The sequence below is a fragment of the Nonomuraea typhae genome (assembly GCF_009760925.1).
Classification (GTDB): domain Bacteria; phylum Actinomycetota; class Actinomycetes; order Streptosporangiales; family Streptosporangiaceae; genus Nonomuraea; species Nonomuraea typhae.
Map to the genome: position 1 here is coordinate 538,448 of NZ_VRLV01000001.1, position 20,030 is coordinate 558,477.

Consider the following 20,030-nt stretch of genomic DNA (forward strand, 5'->3'; position numbering starts at 1 on the left):
CACCGGTGATTCACCCGGGTCCCGGCCGCTCGGCGGCCGGGACCCCCTCAGCGGCGAGCGCGGACACGACCTCCGTCCGCGAGCGCACCCCGAGCTTGCGCAGGAGGGTCGCCACGTGGGTCTCGACCGTGCGGCGCGACAGGAACAACACCTCCGCGATCTCTTTGTTGGTACGGCCCAGCGCCACGAGCCTGGCGACCTCGCGCTCCCGCGGAGAGAGCACACCGGCGCTCTTCCGCCTGACGGTCGGCATGGCCACCCCGCACTCGCGCAACGCGTGCCGGCACCGGGCGGCGTCCCGGGTGGCGCCCAGCGCCGCGAAGCGGTCGGCCGCCTCGGCCAGCGCCTCGGCGGCAGCCGTACGGTCGCCCAGGGCGCGGCGCGAACCCGCCTCGGACTCCCCGGCCCGCGCGGCCGCGTAGGGCTGCGGCAGGGCCGCGCAGGCGGCGCGGGCCAGCGCGAACGCCTCGGCGGCGCACTCGTGGCGGCCGCCGGCCGCCTCCAGCATGCCGCGCGCCAGGTGGAGACCGGCGGCGGCCGAGGGGGCCTGTTTGCCGGTGAGGCCCGCGGCGAAGCGTTGCACGAGCTCCGCCGCCTCCGGCGCGCGGCCGTCGCGCAGCAGCGCCTCGACGGCGGCGGGGACGACCTGGTCGCCCCACGCCCACACGCCCTTGGCGGCCAGCCGCCCGGTCGCCCGGCCGGCCTCCTTGACCGCCTCGGCCACCTCCGAGCGGGCCAGATGCAGCTCGATGAGCCCGGCCCAGGCGGCCAGGACGAGCGGCAGGTAGCGCTCGTCCGGCTCGTCCAGGCCGGAGGCGCGCAGGTGGGCGGCGGCCTCGGCCCACTCGCCGGAGGCCAGCGCCAGCCGGCCGAGCACGTAGTGGGCCTCCAGCGCCGCGACCGGGCTCTCCTCCTTGCTCTCGACGGCGGCGAGCGCGCGGACGGCCAGGCCGTCCCAGCGGCCGGTCATGAGATCCACCCGCAGCGCCACGCCCTGGGCGAGGTAGGCGGGGAAGAACGCCCCGGTCTCCTCGGCCAGGGCCAGGCCGCGGCGGCCGAAGTCCTCGGCCTCGGCGTAGCGGCCCAGCGTGGCGGCCAGGTCGTAGAGGTTGCAGTAGGCGCGCGCCACCTGCCGCCGGACGGCGGCCGAGGGGTCGGTGGCGGGCAGCGCCTGCGCCAGCCGGCCGGCCTCGGGCAGGCCGACCGACATGGCCAGCGCCGTCCGGTTGCCCTGGACGGCGGCGGCGATCTCGGGATGGTCGGCGGTCGCGACCAGCTCCTCGGCCCTGGACATCCACTTCTCGTGGGTGGGCAGGGACTCCGCGCCCCAGCCCGGCATGGCCAGCCCGGCCAGGCCCCTGGCGGCCAGCGCCGGCCGGTCGTCGAGTTCCTCCACGGCGGCCAGGATCGCCGGGCGGCCGGTGGCCACGTCGCCACCCTGGCCGAAGACCATCAGCCCGAGCGCGAGCCTGGCCTCCCCGCGCAGGTCGCGGGAGAGACGGTCGTCGGCCAGCAGGTGGCGCAGCAACCGGGCGACCCGGGGGTAGGCCAATCCGGCCAGCGCCAGCCGGGCCAGCTCCAGCACGAGCGCGACCCGCTCGGAGCCGGGCAGTCCCGGGTCGGCGACCATGTCCTCCAGCACCTGGATGGCGACCGGGGTGTCGCCGAGCGCGGCGGCGCGTTCCGCGGCGGCGGCGCCGTACGCGATCCACGCGCGGGCGTCGCCCGAGCGGCGGGCGTGGAAGGTGAGCTGCACCAGCGGCGGCGGGTCGAGGGCGGCCAGCGCCTCCACCGCCCGCTCGTGGCCCAGCCTGCGGTCGGGGCCGGGGATGGTGTCGTAGACGGCCTCCTGGGCCAGCGTGTGGCGGAAGCCGTACCGGTTGCCGGGGTATTCGTGCAGGACGCCGAGGGCGAGCGCCTCGACCAGCCCGCCCGCGTCGCCCGCGACGGCGGCCAGCTGCGGCTCGCCCGAGGGCAGGCGCAGGACGGCGGCGGCCCGGACGGTGGCCAGCGCGGCGGGGGAGAGCCTGGCCAGTTGCTCGGTCATCGACTCGCGCAGCAGCAGCGGGACGCCGGCGTGCTCCAGCGCCTCGGGGCGGCGGTCGTCGCCCAGCGAGCGCACGACCTCCTCGACCAGGAACGGGATGCCCGAGGTGCGCTCGTGCAGCCGGGTGGCGAAGGCGGCGGGCAGATCGTCGCGGCCGAGCAGCGCGGCGGCCAGCGTGCCGACGTCGCGGGCGTCGAGCGGGCCGAGCGGGATGACCACGCTGGTGGCCTCGGGGGAGTGGCGGTAGGCCGGGCCGAGCAGCAGCCCGGCCGCGGGAAGGTCGCTCCTGCGGTAGGTCATGACCAGCGACAGGCCGTCCGGCGGCCGACGGCGCAGGAAGCGCAGCAGGTCCTGGGTGCCGTCGTCGGCCCAGTGCAGGTCCTCGACGACGAGCACGGTCGGCCCGGCGGCGTCCAGCAGGCCGTGGACGGCCCGGAACAGGCGATGGCGCTCGGCGTCCGGGTCGGTCAGCGGCGCGGGCGGCGCGGGCAGCACGTCGCCCAGCTCGGGTAAGTGCCCGCGCAGGGCGCCGGTGACGGGGTTGAGGGCCGCCGCCTGGGGCAGCCGGGATCCGAGGTCGCGCAGGGCCTCGAAGACGGGTCCGTAGGGGAACGGCTCACGGAGTTGATGGCAGTGCCCGAGCAGAAGGGTGCGCCCGGCGGTGCGGGCATGGGCCGCCGCCGCGTGTACCAGGGTCGTCTTGCCGATCCCCGGTTCTCCCTCCACCAAAGCCACGGACGGGGGCCGCGTCATCGCCTCGCGCAACGTGTGCAACGCGGCATCCCGCCCGACTAAACCTGGCCAGTCGCGCATGAATGACTCCGAACGGCTCGGTGAATCCTCCCGGACGTTATCCACCAGCGACGACCGGTTCAATCCCGCTCCATAACTGAGCGGTTGCGATGTTGTGTCAAGTCTTAGCGCTGGTGGTGCCGTTTCCAGCGGATTTTATGGTTTTTCCGGTGCTGGCCGCCGCGTTTCCAGCGCTTGCGTTCACCTCGGGGCAACCGGTCGCGGGCCGCCTTGCGCTCGGCCGCCAGCATCTCCTTCAGGCCCGGCGTGTAGCCGCCACCGAAGCGTGACATATCTGGATATACGAAGCCGGTGGCCGGTCGGTTGCGCAGCGCCGCCTCCATCGAGCTCACCCAGATCGGCCCCGGCAGCGAGGCGCCCTGCACCGAGCCGTAGTACGCGTCGCCGATCCGCACCCCGGTCAGCGGGTAGCGGTAGGAGCCCCGGATGTCGCCCACGCTGACCGCCGCCGCCAGATCCGGCGTGTACCCGGCGAACCACGCCGAGGTGTAGCCGTTGTTGGTGCCCGTCTTGCCCGCCGCCGGGCGGCCGATGCTCTGCCCCTTCATCGTGCCCTGGCCGAACACCCCGCGCAGCACGTAGGTGACCGCGTCGGCCACCCGCTTCTCCAGCGCCTGCTCGCAGGAGGGCGGCACCGCCGTCCGCCCGCCGTCCCCGGAGATCTCCAGAATGGCCTGCGGCTTGCAGTACAGGCCCCGGGCGCCAAAGGCGGCGAAGGCCGCGGCCACGGTGACCGGATCCATCTCGTTGACGCCGAGGGTGAACGTCGGCACCTCCCGCAGCGCCGTACCGTCGGCCCGGGTGACGCCGAGCGCCTGCGCGGTCTTGACCACATTGCACAGGCCGACCTTCTGCTCCAGCATCATGTAGAAGATGTTGACCGACTTCCACGTGCCGGTCTCCAGGCTGTGCGGGCCGCCCCTGCCCTCGCCGCTGGCGTTGTAGACCCGGGCGCCGGGGGCGTTGACGGCGTTGCCCCGGCAGTCGCGGTAGCCGTGCGCGGGCACCAGCGCCCCGGGCGTCTGGAACCCCTGGCCGAACCGCCAGCCCTGCTCCAGCGCGGTGGCCAGCGTGAACACCTTGAACGTCGAGCCCGCCTGGAACCCCATGCCGCCGCCGTGGGCCACGTCGGCCGGCAGGTTGAACGTGGTGCCGGGCCCGTTGTCCCGCCCGCCCGGGTTGGTGCCGAAGCGCTTGCTCGCGGCCATCGCCCGGATCTTGCCCGTGCCCGGCTCGACCATGGCCTCGGCGGCCACCTCGGTGTCCTCGGCGTCCACCCGGGCCCGGATGGCGCGCTCGGCCGCCCGCTGCGCCTTCGGCGCGAGCGCGGTGCGGATCGTCAGGCCGCCCCTGGCCATCCTGCTCTGCCGCTCGGCCGGCGTGTTGCCGAACGCCGGGCTGGTCAGCAGCTCCCGCTGCACGTACATGCAGTAGTACGGATACTCGCTCTGGGCGCAGCCGCCGGGCTGCGGCGCCAGCTCGATGCCGAGCCCGGCCCGCTTGCCCGCCGCGGCCTCCGCCGCGGTGATCATGCCGAGCCCGGCCATCCGGTCCAGCACGAGGTCGCGCCGCTCCTTCAGCTTCGCCTGGTGCTTGCGGCCGAGTGAGGGATCGGTGGTGTACGGCGCGCGGACCGCCCCGGCCAGCGTGGCCGCCTGGGTCAGGGTCAGCCGGGCGGCCGTGGTGGCGAAGAACCGCTGGGCCGCCGCCTCCACCCCGTGGGCGCCGGCGCCGAAGTAGGCGATGTTGAGGTAGCGCTCCAGGATCTCGTCCTTGCGGTACTTCTCCTCCAGCGCCAGCGCGTACCTCAGCTCGGTGATCTTCCTGCCGAGGCTCTGCGCCCGCGCCCGGTCGCGCTCGTCGGCGCTCTGCGCGTTCTCCACCAGGATGTTCTTGACGAGCTGCTGGGTGAGGGAGGAACCGCCCTGCCGGATGCCGCCCGCCTGGCTGTTGGTGATCAGCGCCCGCAGGGTGCCCCTGACGTCGAGGCCGCCGTGCTCGTAGAAGCGGGCGTCCTCGATCGCGACGATCGCCTCGCGCATGGCCGGCGCCACCTTGGCCAGCGCCACCTGGGTGCGGTTGGCCGTGTAGAACTGGGCGAAGACCTTGCCCTCTTTGTCCAGCAGCCGCGTCACCTGCGACAGCGGCTCCTCGCGGGGCGCGGGGGGCAGGTCGGTGAAGGTCGAGGCCAGGAGCTTGGCCGTCAGGCCCGCCCCGCCCACGGTCGGCACGGCCAGCGCGCCGGCCAGCAGCCCGCCCACAGCCCCCACCATGCCCAGCGCGCCGACGGATTTGAGGACAGTCACGAAGGTTGCTATACGACCGGGTGATCAGCGGCAAACGCCCGCTTCCAACTCTTTACCGCTACCTTTGGATGTTCAGTCCCAGGGTCTTGAACTGCTCGAACGGCCGGTGGTAGCCGCGCTCGATGTGGTGCACGCCGCGCAGCGTGGACGTGCCGTCGGCCACCGCGGCCGCCAGCACCGCGGAGAACCCGGCGCGGATGTCGGGCAGCCGCACGTCTGCGCCCTTGAGCCGGGAGACGCCGCGCACGACCGCCGAATGCTTGGCGTTGGTGTCGTGGTAGCGGCAGGCCGGCCCGCCCAGGCACTGGTCGAACACCTCGATCTCGCAGCCCATCTCCTGCAGCGCGGGCACGTAGACCAGGCGGTTCTCGAAGACGGTCTCGTGCAGCACCGACATGCCCTGGCTCTGCGTGAACAGCACCATGAGCGGGGTCTGCCAGTCCGTCATGAAGCCCGGATGGGTGTCGGTGTGCACGGCGGCCGAGCGCAGGCCCTCGGGCGGGGCGGTCGCGCAGAGGTACTCGTCGTTGATCTCGAACTGGGCGCCCATCCTGGCCAGCGTGGTGATCGCGGTCACCAGCCGGTCCTGGGGACAGCCGTGCACGCGCACCTCGCCACCGGTGACCAGGCCGGCCGCCAGATAGGAGAACGCCTCGATCCGGTCGCCGGCCAGCCACGTCTGCGCGCCGTGCAGGCGGTCGACGCCCTCGATGACGATCCTGCGATCGGGCGACAGCTCGATCCTGGCGCCCATGCGCTGCAGGAACAGCGCCAGCTCGACGACCTCGGGCTCCATGGCCGCGTTCTTCAGCACAGTCTTGCCCTCGGCCAGCACTGCCGACATCAGGACCGTCTCCGTGGCGCCCACGCTCGGGTAGGGCAGCTGCAGCCGGGCGCCGTTGAGCCGCTTGGCCTTGGCGTAGACGCCGCCCTCCTGGACCTCGACCTCGGCGCCCATCTGACGCAGCGCGTCCACGTGGAAGTCGATGGGCCGCCGGCCGATCGGGTCGCCGCCGACCAGCGGCACGAACGCCTCGCCCGCCAGATGCAGCAGCGGGCCGAGCATGAGGATGGGGATGCGGTTGAGGCCGGTGTACTCCTCCGGCACCCGGGGCCGGATCTCCGGACCCTGCTCGATGCGGATCTCGCCCCCGTCGATCTCGACGTTGATGCCCAGCGCCGTCAGCATCGCGGCGGTGATGCCGACCTCGCCGACCTCCGGCGCGTTGCCGATCGTGCTCTCGCCGCTGCCCAGCATGGCGGCCACCATGTGCTTGGAGACGCCGTTCTTGGATCCCCGGACGACGACGTCCCCCCGCAGTGGTCCCGAGGGGTCGATCAGCCAGACCTCTTCATCGCTCATGCCGGACATTGTCCCGCGTTCCGGGACGCGCTGGTGCGATGTCCACCTCAGCGTGTTCAGGTAGGTACCGGGATACCATCAAGCGGTTCGGGCAGAGATGTGAGGGGGAGTCGGGTGGTACGGCATGTGCGGCTTTTCGCGGTGACCGTGCTCGTTCTCGCGGTTCTCGGCGTCGCGGCCGGGCTCGCCTGGTCCTACGCCTCCCCGCGCGCGCCGATGACGGTCACCGACAAGGGCGCCACCGTCCTGGCCGACCCCTCCACCCAGGCGCTCATCGCCGCCGACGGCTGGTTCGCCGCCATCACCGGCGGGCTGGGCCTGCTGTGCGGGGCCGCCGCCTGGTTCGGCAGGCGCGAAGACCAGCTCGCCGTGCTGGCCGGGCTGTGCGCCGGCGGCGTGCTGGCCGCCTTCCTCACCCTCTGGGTGGGCTCCAGCGTCACCCTCGGCGTGGTCACCGTGGAGGCCGCGGCGCCCGGGCTCAAGGTGGTGGCCGGCTCGCTCAAGCTGACCGCCCACGGCGTGCTCGTGGCCTGGCCGCTGCTGGCCGTCGCGATCTTCGGCATCCTCGAGGGCGTGCACGGCTACCGGGACTCCCCGCTGCGCAACCCGTACGGGGTCTAGAGGGCCGGGCGGCGGCAGCCGTACCCGGTGGCCTGCTCGAAGGCGCGGGCGGCGCGCAGCACGCGGGCGTCGGCGAACGGGCGGCCGACGATCTGCACGCCCACCGGGAGCCCGTCGCCGGTGAAGCCCGCCGGGACGCTGGCCGCCGGGGCGTGCAGGACGCTGATCCAGTACGCCGAGCGCATCCAGGCCAGATAGTCGGGCATGACCACGCCGTCGACCTCACGCACGTACGGCTCGCCGACCGGGAACGGCGGGACCTGGCTGACCGGGGCCAGCAGCACGTCGTAGCGCTCCCAGAAGGCGTTCATGCGCTGGTACACCGCGGTGCGCAGCTGCTCGGCGCGGGCCAGGTCGGCGCCGGACACCTCGCGGCCCCGCTCGGCGTTCCAGCGCGTGTTGGGCCCGAGGATCTCCAGGTCGGGGAAGGCCAGCGCGTAATACCAGGCGCGGTAGATGCGGAAGGCGTCCTCGGCGCCGGACAGGTCGAGGTCCACCTGCTCGACGCGGGCGCCGAGCTCCTCGAAGACCTGCGGCGCGGTGGCGGTGACGGCCGCGGTGCGCGGATCGACGGGCAGCCCGCCGAGGTCGGGGCTCCAGGCCACCCGCAGGTGCTCGACGCCCTCGCGCGGCTCGGGCGTGAACGGCTCGGTGATCGCGTACGGCGAGCCGGGATGGAACCCGGAGACCGCCTGGAGCATCAGCACGAGATCGTCCACGGTCCTGGCCATGGGCCCGGGGACGGCCAGCGTGAACCAGGCCGCCTTGTCGGAGATCGACGGCACCCGGCCGGGCGTCGGCCGGAGCCCCACGACGTTGCAGAAGGAGGCGGGATTGCGCAGCGACCCGCCCATGTCCGAGCCGTCGGCCAGCGGGATCATCCCCGAGGCCAGGGCCGCCGCAGCGCCGCCGCTCGAGCCGCCCGCCGAACGGCTGAGGTCGTAGGGGTTGCGGGTGGCCCCGAACACCTCGTTGACCGTGTGGGAGCCGGTGCCGTACTCGGGCGTGTTCGTCTTGCCGATCGTGATCGCGCCCGCCGCCTTCAGCCGCTGCACGATGAGGTCGTCGCGCTCCGGGACGTTGTCGGCGAAGGCCGGCGAGCCGTACGTGGTGCGGATGCCCGCGGTGTCCACGAGGTCCTTGTGCGCGATCGGCAGCCCGTGCAGCGGGCCGGCGGGCGTGACCGAGTCCAGCGCCCTGGCGATGTCCATGGCGTGCTCGGCGTCCAGCGTCACGATCGCGTTGACGCGCGGGTTGACCTGCTCGATGCGGTCGAGATGGGCCTGGAGCAGCTCCACGGCGCTGATCTCGCGGGCGTGCAGCAGCCGGACCATCTCGGTCGCGGTCAGGTAGTGCAGATCGGTCACATGATGAATCTTACGAACCCGCGGTCTTGGCGATCGGAGCGGTGGCCGCCCGGGTGAGGTCCACGAGGTTGCCGGGGGCGGTCTCGATCTGCAGCCCGCGCCGCCCGGCCGAGAAGTAGATGGTCGCGAAGGCGAGCGCCGATTCGTCCACCACGGTCGGCAGCGGCCTGCGCTGGCCGAGCGGGCTGATGCCGCCCACGACGTACCCGGTGACCCGCTCCACCTTGGCGGCGTCGGCCATGGCCGCCCGCTTGCTGCCGAGCGCGGCGGCGAACGCCTTGAGGTCCAGCTTGGCCGCCACCGGCACCACGGCCACGGCCAGCCCGCTCTCCACCTCGGCGACCAGCGTCTTGAAGATCTGCTCGTACGGCAGGCCGAGCGCGTCGGCCGCCTCCTCGCCGTACGCGTGGGCGCCGGCGTCGTGCTCGTAGGGGTGGAGGGCGAAGTCGGCCCCGGCCTTCGTCAGCGCGACCGTGGCGGGGGTGCCCTGGCCGCCTCCCTTGCTCTTCTTGCTCACAGCCGTTGATCGTACTCACCAGCCGATGATCTACAACGTAAAGGCGCTCACGTGTGGAAGGCCCGCCCCGGCGTGTGCCCGAACACCCGCCGGAAGGCGTCGATGAACGCGCTGGCCGACGACCACCCGCACTGATGGGCCACCGTCGTCACCTGAGCCCCCTCGGCCAGCAGCACCAGCGCGTGGTGCAGCCGGAACTGGGCGCGCCACTGCGGGAACGTCATCCCGAACTCCGCCCGGCAGAGCCTGGCCAGCGTCCGGTCGCTGGTGCCCGCGGCGGCGGCCAGCTCCGGCAGCGTTCGCTCCCCGGCCGGATCCGCGACGACCATCGCGCACACGGCCGCCAGCCGGGGATCGCGCGCCGCGGGCAGGTGCACGGGCCGTTCGGGGGCCGGCGCCCGGCGCAGCCGGTCCAGCAGCACCGCGCGCAGCAGCGGGTCGTCCGGCTCCTCCGAACAGGCCACGATCAGCTCGCGCAGCAGCGGCGTGACGGCCAGGACGGCCGGGCGGTCCAGGTTCAGCGGGTTCTCGCCCAGGCCGATCAGGCGCAGGTCGGTGCGCCCGTAGGCGCGGTGCTCGTGGACGGTTCCGGCCGGGATCCACAGGGCGCGGTTGCCCGGCGCCACCCAGGTGCCCGCGTCGGTGGTGATCGAGATGACGCCCTGGCGGGGGTAGGCGATCTGGTGGTCGTCGTGGCGGTGCGCGTCGATCAGGCCGCCGCCGGGCAGCGGGCGGACGCCGGTGGGCGCCTCGGGCGTGTGACGGACGGGCATCCCGGCCTCCATGTGGCGGATTTCCGGTATATGTTGGCACTTTATCGGAAGCGCGCCACCGCCTCGCCGGGTCACGATCGAAGGGTGCGCATCAACAGAATGGGCGTGCTGGCCGCCGGCCACGCCAGCGTCGACTTCTACCAGGGCGCCGTCCCGGCCGTCGTCCCGTTCCTGGTGGCCGAGCGTCACTACGGGTACGTGGCCGCCTCCGGGATCGTCCTGGCCGCCACGCTCCTGTCGTCGATCGTGCAGCCGCTGTTCGGGGCCGTCGCCGACCGGTGGCGGCTGGCCTGGCTGATCCCGGTCAGCATGCTCGTGACCGGGCTGGGGGCGGGACTGGCCGGACCGGCGGGCTCCTACCCGCTGACGTGGCTGGCGATCGCGCTGTCGGGGCTGGGCGTGGCGGCCTACCATCCGGAGTCGGCCCGGCTGGCCAGGACCGTCAGTGGGGGCAGCCACGTGGGGATGAGCTGGTTCTCGCTGGGCGGCAACCTCGGGTTCGCGGTGGCGCCCCTGCTGGTGACGCCGCTGCTGTCGTGGGGCGGGCTGGCCGCCTCGCCGCTGCTCGTGCTTCCCGCCGCGCTCGGCTGCCTGGTGACGGTGGCCGCCATGCGCTCGGCCGGGCGGGGCGCGGGGGCCGGCCGTACCGGGACGGACGCGAAGGACGACTGGCCGGCGTTCGTGCGGCTGGCGCTGGTGATGGGGCTGCGGTCGGTGGGCTACATCGGGCTGAGCACGTTCGTGGCGTTGTACGCCGGAGGGGGCACGGCCGGGGCGGTCGCGCTGTTCCTGCAGTTCGCGGGCGGGGCCGTGGGGACCATCCTGGGCGGGCGGCTGGCCACGCGGCTGGGGCGGGTGCGGACGCTGCGGCTGGCGTACGCGCTGGCGGTGCCCGCGCTCGCCGGGGTGGTGCTCGTGCCGGGGCCGGGGCTGTACGTGTTCGCGGCGGCCGCGGGGGTGACGTTGTACGTGCCGTTCTCGCTGCACGTCACGCTCGGGCAGGACTATCTGCCCCGCCATGCCGGTACGGCCAGCGGCGTCACGCTCGGGCTGGCGGTCAGCGCGGGGGGAGTGGCCAGCCCGCTGGTCGGGGCGCTGGCCGAGGCCACGTCGCTGCGGGTGGCGCTGCTGGCGCTGGCGGTCATGCCGCTGCTGGCCTGGCTGCTGGCGCGGCCGTTGCGGGAGCCGGCGGTCGCGGTGCCGTCGCGGTGACGGGACGGGATCCCAGCCCCGGAGGAATGGGCTGGGATCCCCGGTTTGCGGCGTCAGCCCCGGACCGGGCGGCCGGGGAGGGCCGTGGGGACGATCCGGGAGTCGCGGACCACGAACGAGCCGTTCACGATCACGTGGGTGAAGCCCGAGGACGGGTGGGCGGTGTCGGTGTAGGTGGCGCGGTCGGTGACGGCGTCGGGGTCGAAGACGGTCAGGTCGGCGTCGCAGCCCACCTGCACCCGGCCCTTGCGCCGCATCGCGGGCACCCCCGTGCCGACCACGTCGGCGGGCACGAGGCTGCAGCGCCGTACCGCTTCCTGAAGGCTGAGGACGCCGGTCTCCCGGGCGAGGCGCAGCGTGCGGCCGTAGGTGCCGGCCGTACGGGGATGGGTGACGGCGTCGGGGGCCAGGGGCCAGGCGAGCGGGTCGGGGGTGCCGGAGCGCCACAGCAGCGGGACGGCGTCGGTGGCGACCGCGGCGTCGGGGAAGGCCAGCGCCCGCTGGATGAAGGCGAACTGGGCGGGGTCGTCCTCGTCGAGCAGGTGGACGAAGGCGGCGGCGCCCGGGGTGTCGCGGCGGGCGGCGCGCAGCGCGTCATCGCCGGTCAGGCGGCCGTCGGCGCCGAGCAGGCCGATCGCGTGGGCGGTCAGGCCGCGGCGGTGCAGGAGTTCGGGGGCCAGGAAGGCGGCGCCGATGCCGGTCATGCCGGCGCCGTAGGGGTATGCCTCCGTGGTGACGCGCGCGCCTTCGGCGCGGACCTTCTCCACCAGCCCGAGGACGCGGTCCACGTGCCGGATGGAGGTGCTGTTGACGTGGCAGTAGTGCATGTGGGCGCCGGTCTCGGCGGCGGCGCGGACGATCTCCTCGGCGCCGTCGATGGGGGTGGCGGGGTCCTGTTCGACGAGTTCGCGGGCGTGGGTGTAGGTGGGCAGGCCGGCGGAGGCGGCCAGGGCGGCGACGGCCAGGTACTCGGAGGGGTCGATGCGCGGGGCGTAGCCGACGAGGATGCCGATGCCGAGGGCGCCGTCGGCGAGGTCGGCCTCGAGCATGCCGAGGATGCGCTCGACGGCGGGGCGTGGCGCGGGGCGCTGCCAGTCCTCGTGGCCGATGTGGGCGAGGAAGTCCTCGAGGTCGCCGCCGGTCTCCACGCCGAGCAGGACGGCCATGCGGGCCACCGCCCAGGAGGTGGCGAAGCCGTGGTTGAGGGGGCGGCCCTCGGCGGCGGCCCTGCGGTAGGCGGCGGCGACGGGGTAGGCGCCGGCTTCGAGTTCGAGGACGGTGGTGACGCCGTCGAGGGCCTGGAGGCGGTGCCCGGCCACGTCCATGCTGTGGCTGTGCAGGTCGATGAAGCCGGGGCAGACGACGAGGCCGCCGAGGTCGAGCCGGGTGGCCCCGGTCAGGGGCGTCCCGGAGACGGCGCGGATGACGCCGCCGGCGATGCCGATGTCGCGGACGGCGTCCAGGCCGGTCTCCGGGTCGATGGCGCGGCCGTTGGCCAGAACCAGGTCGTAGGCGGTCACACAGTCTCCTTGGTGGCGAGGGTGAACTGTTCCGGGCGTTGCGGGACGATGACGGCGATCAGCGCGCCGAGCACGGTGGTGGCGATGAGCAGGCCGAAGGCGGCGGCGTAGGAGAAACGATCGACGAGCGCGCCCATGAGCACGGGGGCCAGGACGCCCGCGATCTGGCCGCCGACGTTGACGACGCCCATGCCGGAGCCGATGACGGCGGGCGGCAGCGCCCGGAACGGCATGCCGAGGATGCCCATGGTGGACAGGCCCGCCACGGCCAGGGCGAGGGTCTGGTAGACGGTGAAGCCGGCGGCGGTCTCGGCCCGGAGCATGAGCACGAGCAGCGCGGCGGTGACCAGCAGCAGCGGGATGACGTAGAGCCGGGCGCGGTCGTGGAAGTAGCGGTCGAACAGCCAGCCGCCGGCGAAGGTGGAGGCGCACATGACCAGGCTGGGGATGGCGCTCAGGATGCCGGTGCCGATGAGGGAGATGCCGCGTTCTTCCAGCAGGTAGCTGGGTACCCAGGTCATCATGCCGTAGCCGAGCATGTTGGTCGCGCAGAACAGCGCGGCGAACTTCCACACCGAGGCCGAGCGCAGCACGTCGGAGAAGGGTACGGCGTGGCGTCCGGTGCGGTCGGAGCCGTTGAGGTGGGCGGGCAGGGGCGGCGGCAGCATCTTCCAGAGCAGGAAGCCGATGACCACCCCGGCCGCGGCGGTGACCCAGAAGGTGTGCTTCCAGCCGAGCACGAGGATGAGCGGCGCCACGATGAGCGGGGCGACGCCGGCGCCGAGCTGGTTGGAGGCGAGCATGGATCCGGCGGCCCGGCCGCGCGCCTCGGGGGTGGTGCGTTCGGCCATGGCCTTGAAGGAGGCGCCGGGGAACAGTCCCTGCCCGACGCCGAACAACGCGCGGATGACCAGGAGCGAGACCAGTCCCCAGGCCAGGCCGGTGAGCGCGGTGAAGACCGACCACAGCACCAGGGAGACCATGAGCTGGCGGCGGGCGCCGTAGCGGTCGGCGAGGATGCCGCCGGGCACCTGGCACAGCAGGTACACGATGGAGAAGACGGTGATGAGCCAGCCCTGCTCGGTCTTGGTGAGGGAGAACTCCGCGCCGATGAACGGCAGCGCGACCGCCATCATGACGCGGTCGATGTAGTCGATCACCCACACGCCCATGAGCAGGCCGACCGTGACCGCGGCGGTTCTGCGGACCTGGGCGGGCGGCAGGGCGGGGGTGGTTTCGGCTAGTCCCATGCGTGGTCCTCCGGGGCCTGGAATGCCTTTCGGCAACCCTGCGTCAGCCCGGCGCGCGAAAGCTTCGTGGAGGAGGATGAAGTGTGCGGGGAGGCACTGTGCTGGAGGACGAACCGTCCGGATGGTGGACGAAACGGGGAGGGGTGGCGACCTTCCGTAGACTAGGGAAGGTGATTTCCCGTATCGACATGCGCGGTTCCCTTCCGGAGAACCTGCGCGACGTGCTGCCCCGCGCCGAACTCGACGTCGAGGCCGCCCTGGAGAAGGTGCGGCCCATCTGCGAGGACGTGCGCCATCGCGGGGCGGCAGCCGTACGGGAGCTGACCGCCAGGTTCGACGGGGTCGAGACCGCCTCCGCGCGCGTGCCGGAGGAGGAGATCGGCCGGGCGCTGGCCGAGCTCGACCCGAAGGTGCGGGCGGCGCTGGAGGAGTCGATCAGGCGGGCCCGCAAGGTCCACCGCGACCAGCGGCGCACCGACACCACGACCGAGGTGGTGCCCGGCGGCACGGTCACCGAGCGGTGGGTGCCGGTGGAGCGGGTGGGGCTGTACGTGCCGGGCGGGCGCGCGGTCTACCCGTCGAGCGTGGTCATGAACGTGGTCCCGGCGCAGGAGGCCGGGGTGGGTTCGCTGGCGGTCACCAGCCCCGCGCAGCGGGAGTTCGGCGGGCTGCCGCACCCGACGATCCTGGCGGCGTGCGCGCTGCTGGGCGTCGACGAGGTCTACAACGCGGGCGGCGCGCAGGCGGTGGCCATGTTCGCCTACGGCACCGAGGAGTGCGCCCCGGTCGCGATGGTGACCGGGCCGGGCAACATCTGGGTGGCGGCGGCCAAGCGGCTGCTCAAGGGCCGTATCGGCATCGACTCCGAGGCGGGCCCGACCGAGATCGCGATCCTGGCCGACGCCACGGCCGACCCGGCGCACGTGGCGGCCGACCTGATCAGCCAGGCCGAGCACGACGTGATCGCCGCCGCGGTGCTGGTCACCGACAGCGTGGAGCTGGCCGAGGCGGTGGAGCGGGAGCTGCCGGGCCAGGTGGCGGCCACCAAGCACGGCGACCGCATCGCCGAGGCGCTGGGCGGCAGGCAGTCGGGGATCGTGCTGGTGTCCGGGCTGGAGGACGGGCTGAAGGTGGTCGACGCCTACGCGGCCGAGCACCTGGAGATCCACACCGCCGACGCGGCCGCGGTGGCGGCGCGGGTGCGCAACGCCGGCGCGATCTTCGTGGGCACCTACGCGCCGGTGTCGCTGGGCGACTACCTGGCCGGCTCCAACCACGTGCTGCCGACGGGCGGCTGCGCCTGTCACTCCAGCGGGCTGTCGGTGCAGACGTTCCTGCGCGGCATCCACGTGGTGGACTACACCCGCGAGGCGCTGGCGCAGGCCGCCGCGCACGTGTCGGTGCTGGCCGACGCCGAAGACCTGCCCGCCCACGGCGCGGCGATCCGCGCCCGTTTTGCCGAAGGCGAACTAAGCGAACTCAGCTCCTGGGAAGTGCCGAACACGTGAGGCTGGAAGACCTGCCGCTGCGCGACGATCTGCGGGGGAGGACGCCCTACGGCGCGCCCCAGATCGACGTGCCGATCCGGCTCAACACCAACGAGAACCCCTACGAGCCCTCCAAGGCCCTGGTCGACGACCTGGCCGAGGAGGTGCGCCGCAGCGCCGCCACGCTGAACCGCTACCCCGATCGCGACGCGGTGGAGCTGCGCGCCGACCTGGCCGCCTACCTCGGTCACGGGCTCACCGGCGAGCAGGTGTGGGCGGCCAACGGCTCCAACGAGGTGCTCCAGCAGATCCTGCAGGCGTTCGGCGGCCACGGCCGCAGCGCGCTGGGCTTCGAGCCGTCCTACTCCATGCACCCGATCATCACCTCGGGCACGAGCACCGAGTGGGTGGACGGCATGCGGGAGGAGGACTTCACCCTCGACCCGGGCAAGGCGGTGGCCGCGATCGAGGAGCACCGGCCGAGCATCGTCTTCCTGACCTCGCCGAACAACCCGACGGGCACGGCGCTGCCGATGGCGACGATCCGGGCGGTGCTGGAGGCTGCGCCCGGCATGGTGGTGGTGGACGAGGCATACGCCGAGTTCGCCCGGGAGGGCACGCCGTCGGCGCTGACGCTGCTGCCGGAGTTCCCCCGGATGATCGTCACGCGGACGATGTCCAAGGCGTTCGCGATGGCCGGGACGCGCGTGGGGTATCTGGCCGCGCATCCGGCGGTGGTGCAGGCGTTGCTGCTGGTCCGCCTGCCGTACCACCTGTCGACGCTCACGCAGGTGGCGGCGCGTACGGCGCTGCGGCACCGGGCGGAGCTGCTCGGCGGGGTGGCGGCGCTGCGGCGGGAGCGGGACGAGACCGTGGCGTGGCTGCGTGCTCAGGGGTTGACGGTGGCCGATTCGGACGCCAATTTCGTGTTGTTCGGCCGGTTCGAACACCGCAAGGCGGTGTGGCAGGGGCTCCTCGACCGGGGAGTGCTCATTCGCGAGGTCGGGCCACCGCAGTGGCTCCGGGTCTCGATCGGCACCGGTGAGGAGATGGCGGCCTTCCGCGCCGCTCTGGAGGGAGTGCTGTGAGCAGGATCGGCCGCGTGGAGAGGGCCACCAAGGAGACGACGGTGCTGGTCGAGGTGAACCTCGACGGCACGGGGCAGGTCGAGGTGTCCACCGGGGTGGGGTTCTACGACCACATGCTGAACCAGCTGGGCAAGCACGGGCTGTTCGATCTGACCGTCAAGACCGAGGGCGACCTCCACATCGACTCCCACCACACGATGGAGGACACGGCGCTGGCGCTGGGCGCGGCCTTCCGGCAGGCGCTGGGCGACAAGTCGGGCATCAGGCGGTTCGGTAGTGCGTCGTGCCCGCTGGACGAGTCCCTGGCCAACGTGACCGTGGACCTGTCGGGCCGGCCGTACCTCGTGCACTCCGAGCCCGAGGGCATGGCGCCCATGATCGGGCCCGAGTACGACACGACGATGACCCGGCACATCCTGGAGTCGTTCGTGGCGCAGGCGGCGATCTGCCTGCACGTGCACGTGCCCTACGGGCGCAACGCGCACCACATCGTCGAGGCGCAGTTCAAGGCGCTGGCCAGGGCGCTGCGCGAGGCGAGCGAGCCCGACCCGCGCGCCTCGGGAGTGCCCTCGACCAAGGGCGTGCTATGAGTGAGAACCTGATCGCCTACGCGATGGTGTTCATCGGGCTGTTCCTGTTCGGCGGGGTGTTCTCGCTGCTCAAGCAGGGGCTGAAGCTGGGGGCGGTGTTCTGCGCCCTCGGCGGGGTCATGGCGATCACGGCGGGGGTGCTGTGGTGGTGACCAAGGACGTCGTGGTGCTCGACTACGGCTCGGGCAATCTGCGCTCGGCCGAGCGCGCGCTGGCGCGGACCGGCGCGAACGTGACGGTGAGCGCCGACTTCGACACCGCGCTCAACGCCGACGGCCTGGTCGTGCCCGGGGTGGGCGCGTTCGCGGCGTGCATGGCCGGGCTGACGGCCGTGCGCGGCGAGCAGATCATCGGCCGCCGGCTCGCCGGTGGCCGTCCGGTGCTGGGCATCTGCGTCGGCATGCAGGTGCTGTTCGCCCGCGGCGTGGAGCACGGCGTGGAGACCGAGGGCTGCGGCGAGTGGCCGGGCACGGTCGAGCGCCTGGAGGCCCCGGTGCTGCCGCACATGGGCTGGAACACCGTCAAGGCGCCCCAGGACAGCGTGCTGTTCGCGGGCGTGGAGGAGGAGCGTTTCTACTTCGTGCACTCCTACGGCGTGCGCGAGTGGGAGCTGACGCCCGGCGACGGGTTCGCCCAGCCGGTGGTGACGTGGGCCGAGCACGGCGTGCCGTTCGTGGCGGCCGTGGAGAACGGGCCGCTGATGGCCGCCCAGTTCCACCCCGAGAAGTCCGGGGACGCGGGAGCCGTACTCCTGAAGAACTGGGTCGGCACGCTGTGACCCCGCGGTGAGCAAGGAGCGTGCGCGGCGGCGCGCCCTGCGCGAGGCCGAGCGCGCGGAGGCGATGCGGCGCAATGAGGAGCGGCAGGCGCGGGCCGCGCGCCGCCGCGTCCTGCTGTCGCGGATTGCGCCGCGGCCGGTGCGCTTCGCCCGCCAGGGCGGGGTGCTGGCCCGCCGCCATCGCATCCAGAACGTGATCGTCCTGGGTGTCTTCCTCGTCGTGCAGCTCGTGGTGTGGCTGATCTGGCGCACGCCCGCGATCAGCTTCGGGGTGCTCGTCTTCTCGGTGTTGTTCGTCCCTGTCGTCGTGACCCTTGCCTTCAACCGGAGGATCTGAATGTCGCTTGTTTTGCTCCCGGCCGTGGACGTCGTGGACGGCCAGGCCGTACGCCTCGTCCAGGGTGAGGCGGGGACGGAGACCGGCTACGGCGACCCGCTCGCCGCCGCACTGGCCTGGCAGGAGGCGGGTGCGGAGTGGATCCACCTGGTGGATCTCGACGCCGCCTTCGGCCGGGGCGGCAACCACGAGCAGATCGCCGAGGTGATCGGCCGGTTGGACGTGAACGTGGAGCTGTCCGGCGGCATCCGTGACGACGCCTCGCTGGCCGCGGCGCTGGCGACGGGCTGCCGCCGGGTCAACATCGGCACCGCCGCCCTGGAGAGCCCGGAGTGGTGCCGGAAGATCATCGCCGAGCACGGTGACAAGATCGCGGTCGGGCTGGACGTGCGCGGCACCACCGTGGCCACGCGCGGCTGGACGGAGGAGGCCGGCGATCTGTGGCAGACGCTGGAGCGGCTGGAGGCCGACGGCTGCCCGCGCTACGTGGTCACGGACGTGACCAAGGACGGCACGCTGCGGGGCCCGAACCTCGAGCTGCTGGCCGAGTTCTGCTCGCGCACGCGGCGGCCGGTCGTGGCCAGCGGCGGCGTCTCCAGCCTGGAGGACCTGGTGGCCCTGGCCGGCCTGGTTCCCCAGGGCCTGGAGGGCGCCATCGTCGGCCGGGCGCTGTACGCGCGGGCGTTCACGCTGGAGAACGCGCTGGATGCGGTCCGCGTTTAGTTCGGTGGGAGGGGGCGTGATGGGCGGCATGAGCCTTCGCGAACAGAGCCTTCGTGAGCAGGGCCTTCGCACAACAGGCATGGAGCGAACCGGGACGAGGGTGTTCTCGGGCGGAGTCTGGGAGGAGCGTTACGGCTACGCCCGGGCGGTCGTCGTCGGCGGGCGCGTGGTCGTCTCCGGCTGCACGGCCACGGTGGACGGCGAGGTCCAGCACGTGGGCGACCCCTACCGGCAGTCCAGGACGGCCATGGCCATCGCCCTGGAGGCGGTCGAGGCGGGCGGGCTGACCCGCGACGACGTCGTCATGATCCGTTACTACGTCGTCGAGCACCGCCACTTCGACCAGGTCGGCGCCGCGATCGCCGAGGTCTTCGCCGGGGTGCGGCCGGCGTGCACGGGTGTGCGGGTGGCCGGCCTGGTCGACCCGCGGATGCTGGTCGAGATCGAGATAGAGGCGCAACGAGCATGACGGTGGCGGTGCGGGTGATCCCGTGTCTGGACGTGGACGCGGGGCGCGTGGTCAAGGGCGTCAACTTCGAGAACCTGCGCGATGCGGGCGACCCGGTCGAGCTGGCGCGGCGCTATGACGCCGAGGGCGCCGACGAGCTCACCTTCCTGGACATCACCGCCTCCTCGGGGGAGCGGGGGACGATGCTCGACGTGGTCCGCAGGACCGCCGAGCAGGTGTTCATCCCGCTGACCGTGGGCGGCGGGGTGCGCGCGGTGGAGGACGTCAACCGGCTGCTGCGGGCGGGGGCGGACAAGGTGTCGCTGAACACCGCCGCGATCGCCCGTCCCGAGCTGCTGACGGAGTGCTCGCGCCGCTTCGGCGCGCAGTGCGTGGTGCTGTCGGTGGACGCGCGCCGCGCTCCCGGTACGGCCAGCGGCTTCGAGGTCACCACCCACGGCGGCCGCAAGGGCACCGGCATCGACGCGGTGGAGTGGGCGGCCCGCGGCGAGGAACTGGGCGTGGGCGAGATCCTGCTCAACTCGATGGACGGCGACGGCACGCTGGACGGCTACGACCTGGAGATGATCCGGGCGGTGCGGGCGGCGGTGCGGGTGCCGGTGATCGCCAGCGGCGGCGCGGGCACGCTGGCGGACTTCCCACCGGCGATCGAGGCGGGCGCCGACGCGGTGCTGGCGGCCTCGGTGTTCCACTTCGGCACGCTGAAGATCTCCGAGGTCAAGAACACTCTGCGGGCGGCGGGTTACCCGGTCAGGGGATAACGGGCGGT

Annotated in this window: 19 protein-coding genes; 11 read left to right on the forward strand and 8 right to left on the reverse strand. The window is 73.2% G+C overall.

Going from position 1 to position 20,030, the window contains the following annotated elements; genetic code table 11:
- Nucleotides 1-10: 10 nt before the first annotated feature.
- From FVE25_RS02505 to murA, 3 genes are all read right to left on the reverse strand, one after another.
- Complete coding sequence (locus FVE25_RS02505) at nt 11-2,860, reverse strand: AAA family ATPase (RefSeq protein WP_157244719.1); 2,850 nt, start codon at nt 2,858-2,860, stop codon at nt 11-13.
- A 104-nt stretch (nt 2,861-2,964) separates the two neighbouring features.
- Complete coding sequence (locus tag FVE25_RS02510) at nt 2,965-5,166, reverse strand: transglycosylase domain-containing protein (RefSeq protein ID WP_246266542.1); 2,202 nt, start codon at nt 5,164-5,166, stop codon at nt 2,965-2,967.
- Nucleotides 5,167-5,224: 58 nt separating this feature from the next.
- The gene (murA, locus tag FVE25_RS02515) at nt 5,225-6,529 is read right to left on the reverse strand and encodes a UDP-N-acetylglucosamine 1-carboxyvinyltransferase (protein WP_157244720.1); all 1,305 of its coding nucleotides are present in this window, start codon (nt 6,527-6,529) and stop codon (nt 5,225-5,227) included.
- A 141-nt stretch (nt 6,530-6,670) separates the two neighbouring features.
- Between murA and FVE25_RS02520 the strand changes: the two genes are divergently transcribed.
- Complete coding sequence (locus FVE25_RS02520) at nt 6,671-7,150, forward strand: hypothetical protein (RefSeq protein WP_246266544.1); 480 nt, start codon at nt 6,671-6,673, stop codon at nt 7,148-7,150.
- Here the strand turns inward: FVE25_RS02520 and FVE25_RS02525 are convergent.
- The 3 genes from FVE25_RS02525 to FVE25_RS02535 are packed head-to-tail and all read right to left on the reverse strand — an operon-like array spanning nt 7,147 to nt 9,807.
- The gene (locus FVE25_RS02525; RefSeq protein ID WP_157244722.1) at nt 7,147-8,517 is read right to left on the reverse strand and encodes an amidase; all 1,371 of its coding nucleotides are present in this window, start codon (nt 8,515-8,517) and stop codon (nt 7,147-7,149) included. The genes FVE25_RS02520 and FVE25_RS02525 overlap by 4 nt on opposite strands.
- Before the next feature lie 10 nt (nt 8,518-8,527).
- Complete coding sequence (gene ybaK / locus FVE25_RS02530; RefSeq protein WP_157244723.1) at nt 8,528-9,034, reverse strand: Cys-tRNA(Pro) deacylase; 507 nt, start codon at nt 9,032-9,034, stop codon at nt 8,528-8,530.
- Between the two features lie 47 nt (nt 9,035-9,081).
- Nucleotides 9,082-9,807: a helix-turn-helix transcriptional regulator gene (locus tag FVE25_RS02535; protein ID WP_157244724.1), complete on the reverse strand. Its 726-nt coding sequence runs from the start codon at nt 9,805-9,807 to the stop codon at nt 9,082-9,084.
- 84 nt (nt 9,808-9,891) lie between these two features.
- On the opposite strand from FVE25_RS02535, the gene FVE25_RS02540 reads away from it, so the two are divergent.
- Nucleotides 9,892-11,019: an MFS transporter gene (locus tag FVE25_RS02540; protein WP_246266546.1), complete on the forward strand. Its 1,128-nt coding sequence runs from the start codon at nt 9,892-9,894 to the stop codon at nt 11,017-11,019.
- A gap of 53 nt (nt 11,020-11,072) precedes the next feature.
- On the opposite strand, the gene FVE25_RS02545 is transcribed toward FVE25_RS02540, so the two are convergent.
- Nucleotides 11,073-12,539 carry an amidohydrolase family protein gene (locus FVE25_RS02545; protein ID WP_157244725.1) on the reverse strand — a complete coding sequence of 489 codons (1,467 nt, stop codon included), beginning with the start codon at nt 12,537-12,539 and terminating at the stop codon, nt 11,073-11,075.
- A complete protein-coding gene (locus FVE25_RS02550; RefSeq protein WP_157244726.1) occupies nt 12,536-13,789 on the reverse strand; it encodes an MFS transporter in 1,254 nt (417 codons plus the stop codon). The genes FVE25_RS02545 and FVE25_RS02550 overlap by 4 nt, the downstream gene beginning before the upstream one ends.
- Nucleotides 13,790-13,959: 170 nt before the next feature.
- Here FVE25_RS02550 and hisD point away from each other — a divergent pair, with 170 nt between their 5' ends.
- The 9 genes from hisD to hisF all read left to right on the forward strand — a co-directional run bounded on the left by hisD (nt 13,960) and on the right by hisF (nt 20,022).
- Entirely contained in the window at nt 13,960-15,297 is a 1,338-nt protein-coding gene (gene hisD, locus FVE25_RS02555) for a histidinol dehydrogenase (RefSeq protein WP_157244727.1), read from the forward strand.
- Nucleotides 15,294-16,364 (forward strand): histidinol-phosphate transaminase, encoded by a 1,071-nt coding sequence (locus FVE25_RS02560; protein ID WP_157244728.1) that lies wholly within the window; start codon nt 15,294-15,296, stop codon nt 16,362-16,364. Before hisD ends, FVE25_RS02560 begins: the two co-directional genes overlap by 4 nt.
- Nucleotides 16,361-16,954: an imidazoleglycerol-phosphate dehydratase HisB gene (gene hisB, locus FVE25_RS02565; protein ID WP_157244729.1), complete on the forward strand. Its 594-nt coding sequence runs from the start codon at nt 16,361-16,363 to the stop codon at nt 16,952-16,954. Before FVE25_RS02560 ends, hisB begins: the two co-directional genes overlap by 4 nt.
- On the forward strand, nt 16,951-17,106 hold the full coding sequence (locus FVE25_RS53695; protein WP_181019423.1) for a hypothetical protein: 156 nt from the start codon (nt 16,951-16,953) through the stop codon (nt 17,104-17,106). The genes hisB and FVE25_RS53695 overlap by 4 nt, the downstream gene beginning before the upstream one ends.
- Nucleotides 17,103-17,732, forward strand: a complete 630-nt coding sequence (hisH, locus tag FVE25_RS02570; RefSeq protein ID WP_219825274.1) for an imidazole glycerol phosphate synthase subunit HisH — start codon at nt 17,103-17,105, stop codon at nt 17,730-17,732. The genes FVE25_RS53695 and hisH overlap by 4 nt, the downstream gene beginning before the upstream one ends.
- Before the next feature lie 7 nt (nt 17,733-17,739).
- Nucleotides 17,740-18,069: a hypothetical protein gene (locus FVE25_RS02575; protein WP_157244731.1), complete on the forward strand. Its 330-nt coding sequence runs from the start codon at nt 17,740-17,742 to the stop codon at nt 18,067-18,069.
- Nucleotides 18,070-18,792: a bifunctional 1-(5-phosphoribosyl)-5-((5-phosphoribosylamino)methylideneamino)imidazole-4-carboxamide isomerase/phosphoribosylanthranilate isomerase PriA gene (gene priA, locus FVE25_RS02580; protein ID WP_157244732.1), complete on the forward strand. Its 723-nt coding sequence runs from the start codon at nt 18,070-18,072 to the stop codon at nt 18,790-18,792.
- A gap of 79 nt (nt 18,793-18,871) precedes the next feature.
- On the forward strand, nt 18,872-19,261 hold the full coding sequence (locus FVE25_RS02585; RefSeq protein ID WP_157244733.1) for a Rid family hydrolase: 390 nt from the start codon (nt 18,872-18,874) through the stop codon (nt 19,259-19,261).
- Nucleotides 19,258-20,022, forward strand: coding sequence for an imidazole glycerol phosphate synthase subunit HisF (hisF, locus tag FVE25_RS02590; protein ID WP_157244734.1), 765 nt, complete (start codon nt 19,258-19,260; stop codon nt 20,020-20,022). The genes FVE25_RS02585 and hisF overlap by 4 nt, the downstream gene beginning before the upstream one ends.
- Nucleotides 20,023-20,030: the final 8 nt, after the last annotated feature.

Excerpts from the sequence above, each read along its gene's own strand:
- FVE25_RS02550 (WP_157244726.1), bottom strand. The coding sequence starts at position 13,789 with ATGGGACTAGCCGAAACCACCCCCGCCCTGCCGCCCGCCCAGGTCCGC.
- murA (WP_157244720.1), bottom strand. The coding sequence starts at position 6,529 with ATGAGCGATGAAGAGGTCTGGCTGATCGACCCCTCGGGACCACTGCGG.
- priA (WP_157244732.1), top strand. The coding sequence starts at position 18,070 with ATGTCGCTTGTTTTGCTCCCGGCCGTGGACGTCGTGGACGGCCAGGCC.
- FVE25_RS02535 (WP_157244724.1), bottom strand. The coding sequence starts at position 9,807 with ATGCCCGTCCGTCACACGCCCGAGGCGCCCACCGGCGTCCGCCCGCTG.
- hisF (WP_157244734.1), top strand. The coding sequence starts at position 19,258 with ATGACGGTGGCGGTGCGGGTGATCCCGTGTCTGGACGTGGACGCGGGG.
- FVE25_RS02585 (WP_157244733.1), top strand. The coding sequence starts at position 18,872 with ATGGAGCGAACCGGGACGAGGGTGTTCTCGGGCGGAGTCTGGGAGGAG.
- FVE25_RS53695 (WP_181019423.1), top strand. The coding sequence starts at position 16,951 with ATGAGTGAGAACCTGATCGCCTACGCGATGGTGTTCATCGGGCTGTTC.
- FVE25_RS02505 (WP_157244719.1), bottom strand. The coding sequence starts at position 2,860 with ATGCGCGACTGGCCAGGTTTAGTCGGGCGGGATGCCGCGTTGCACACG.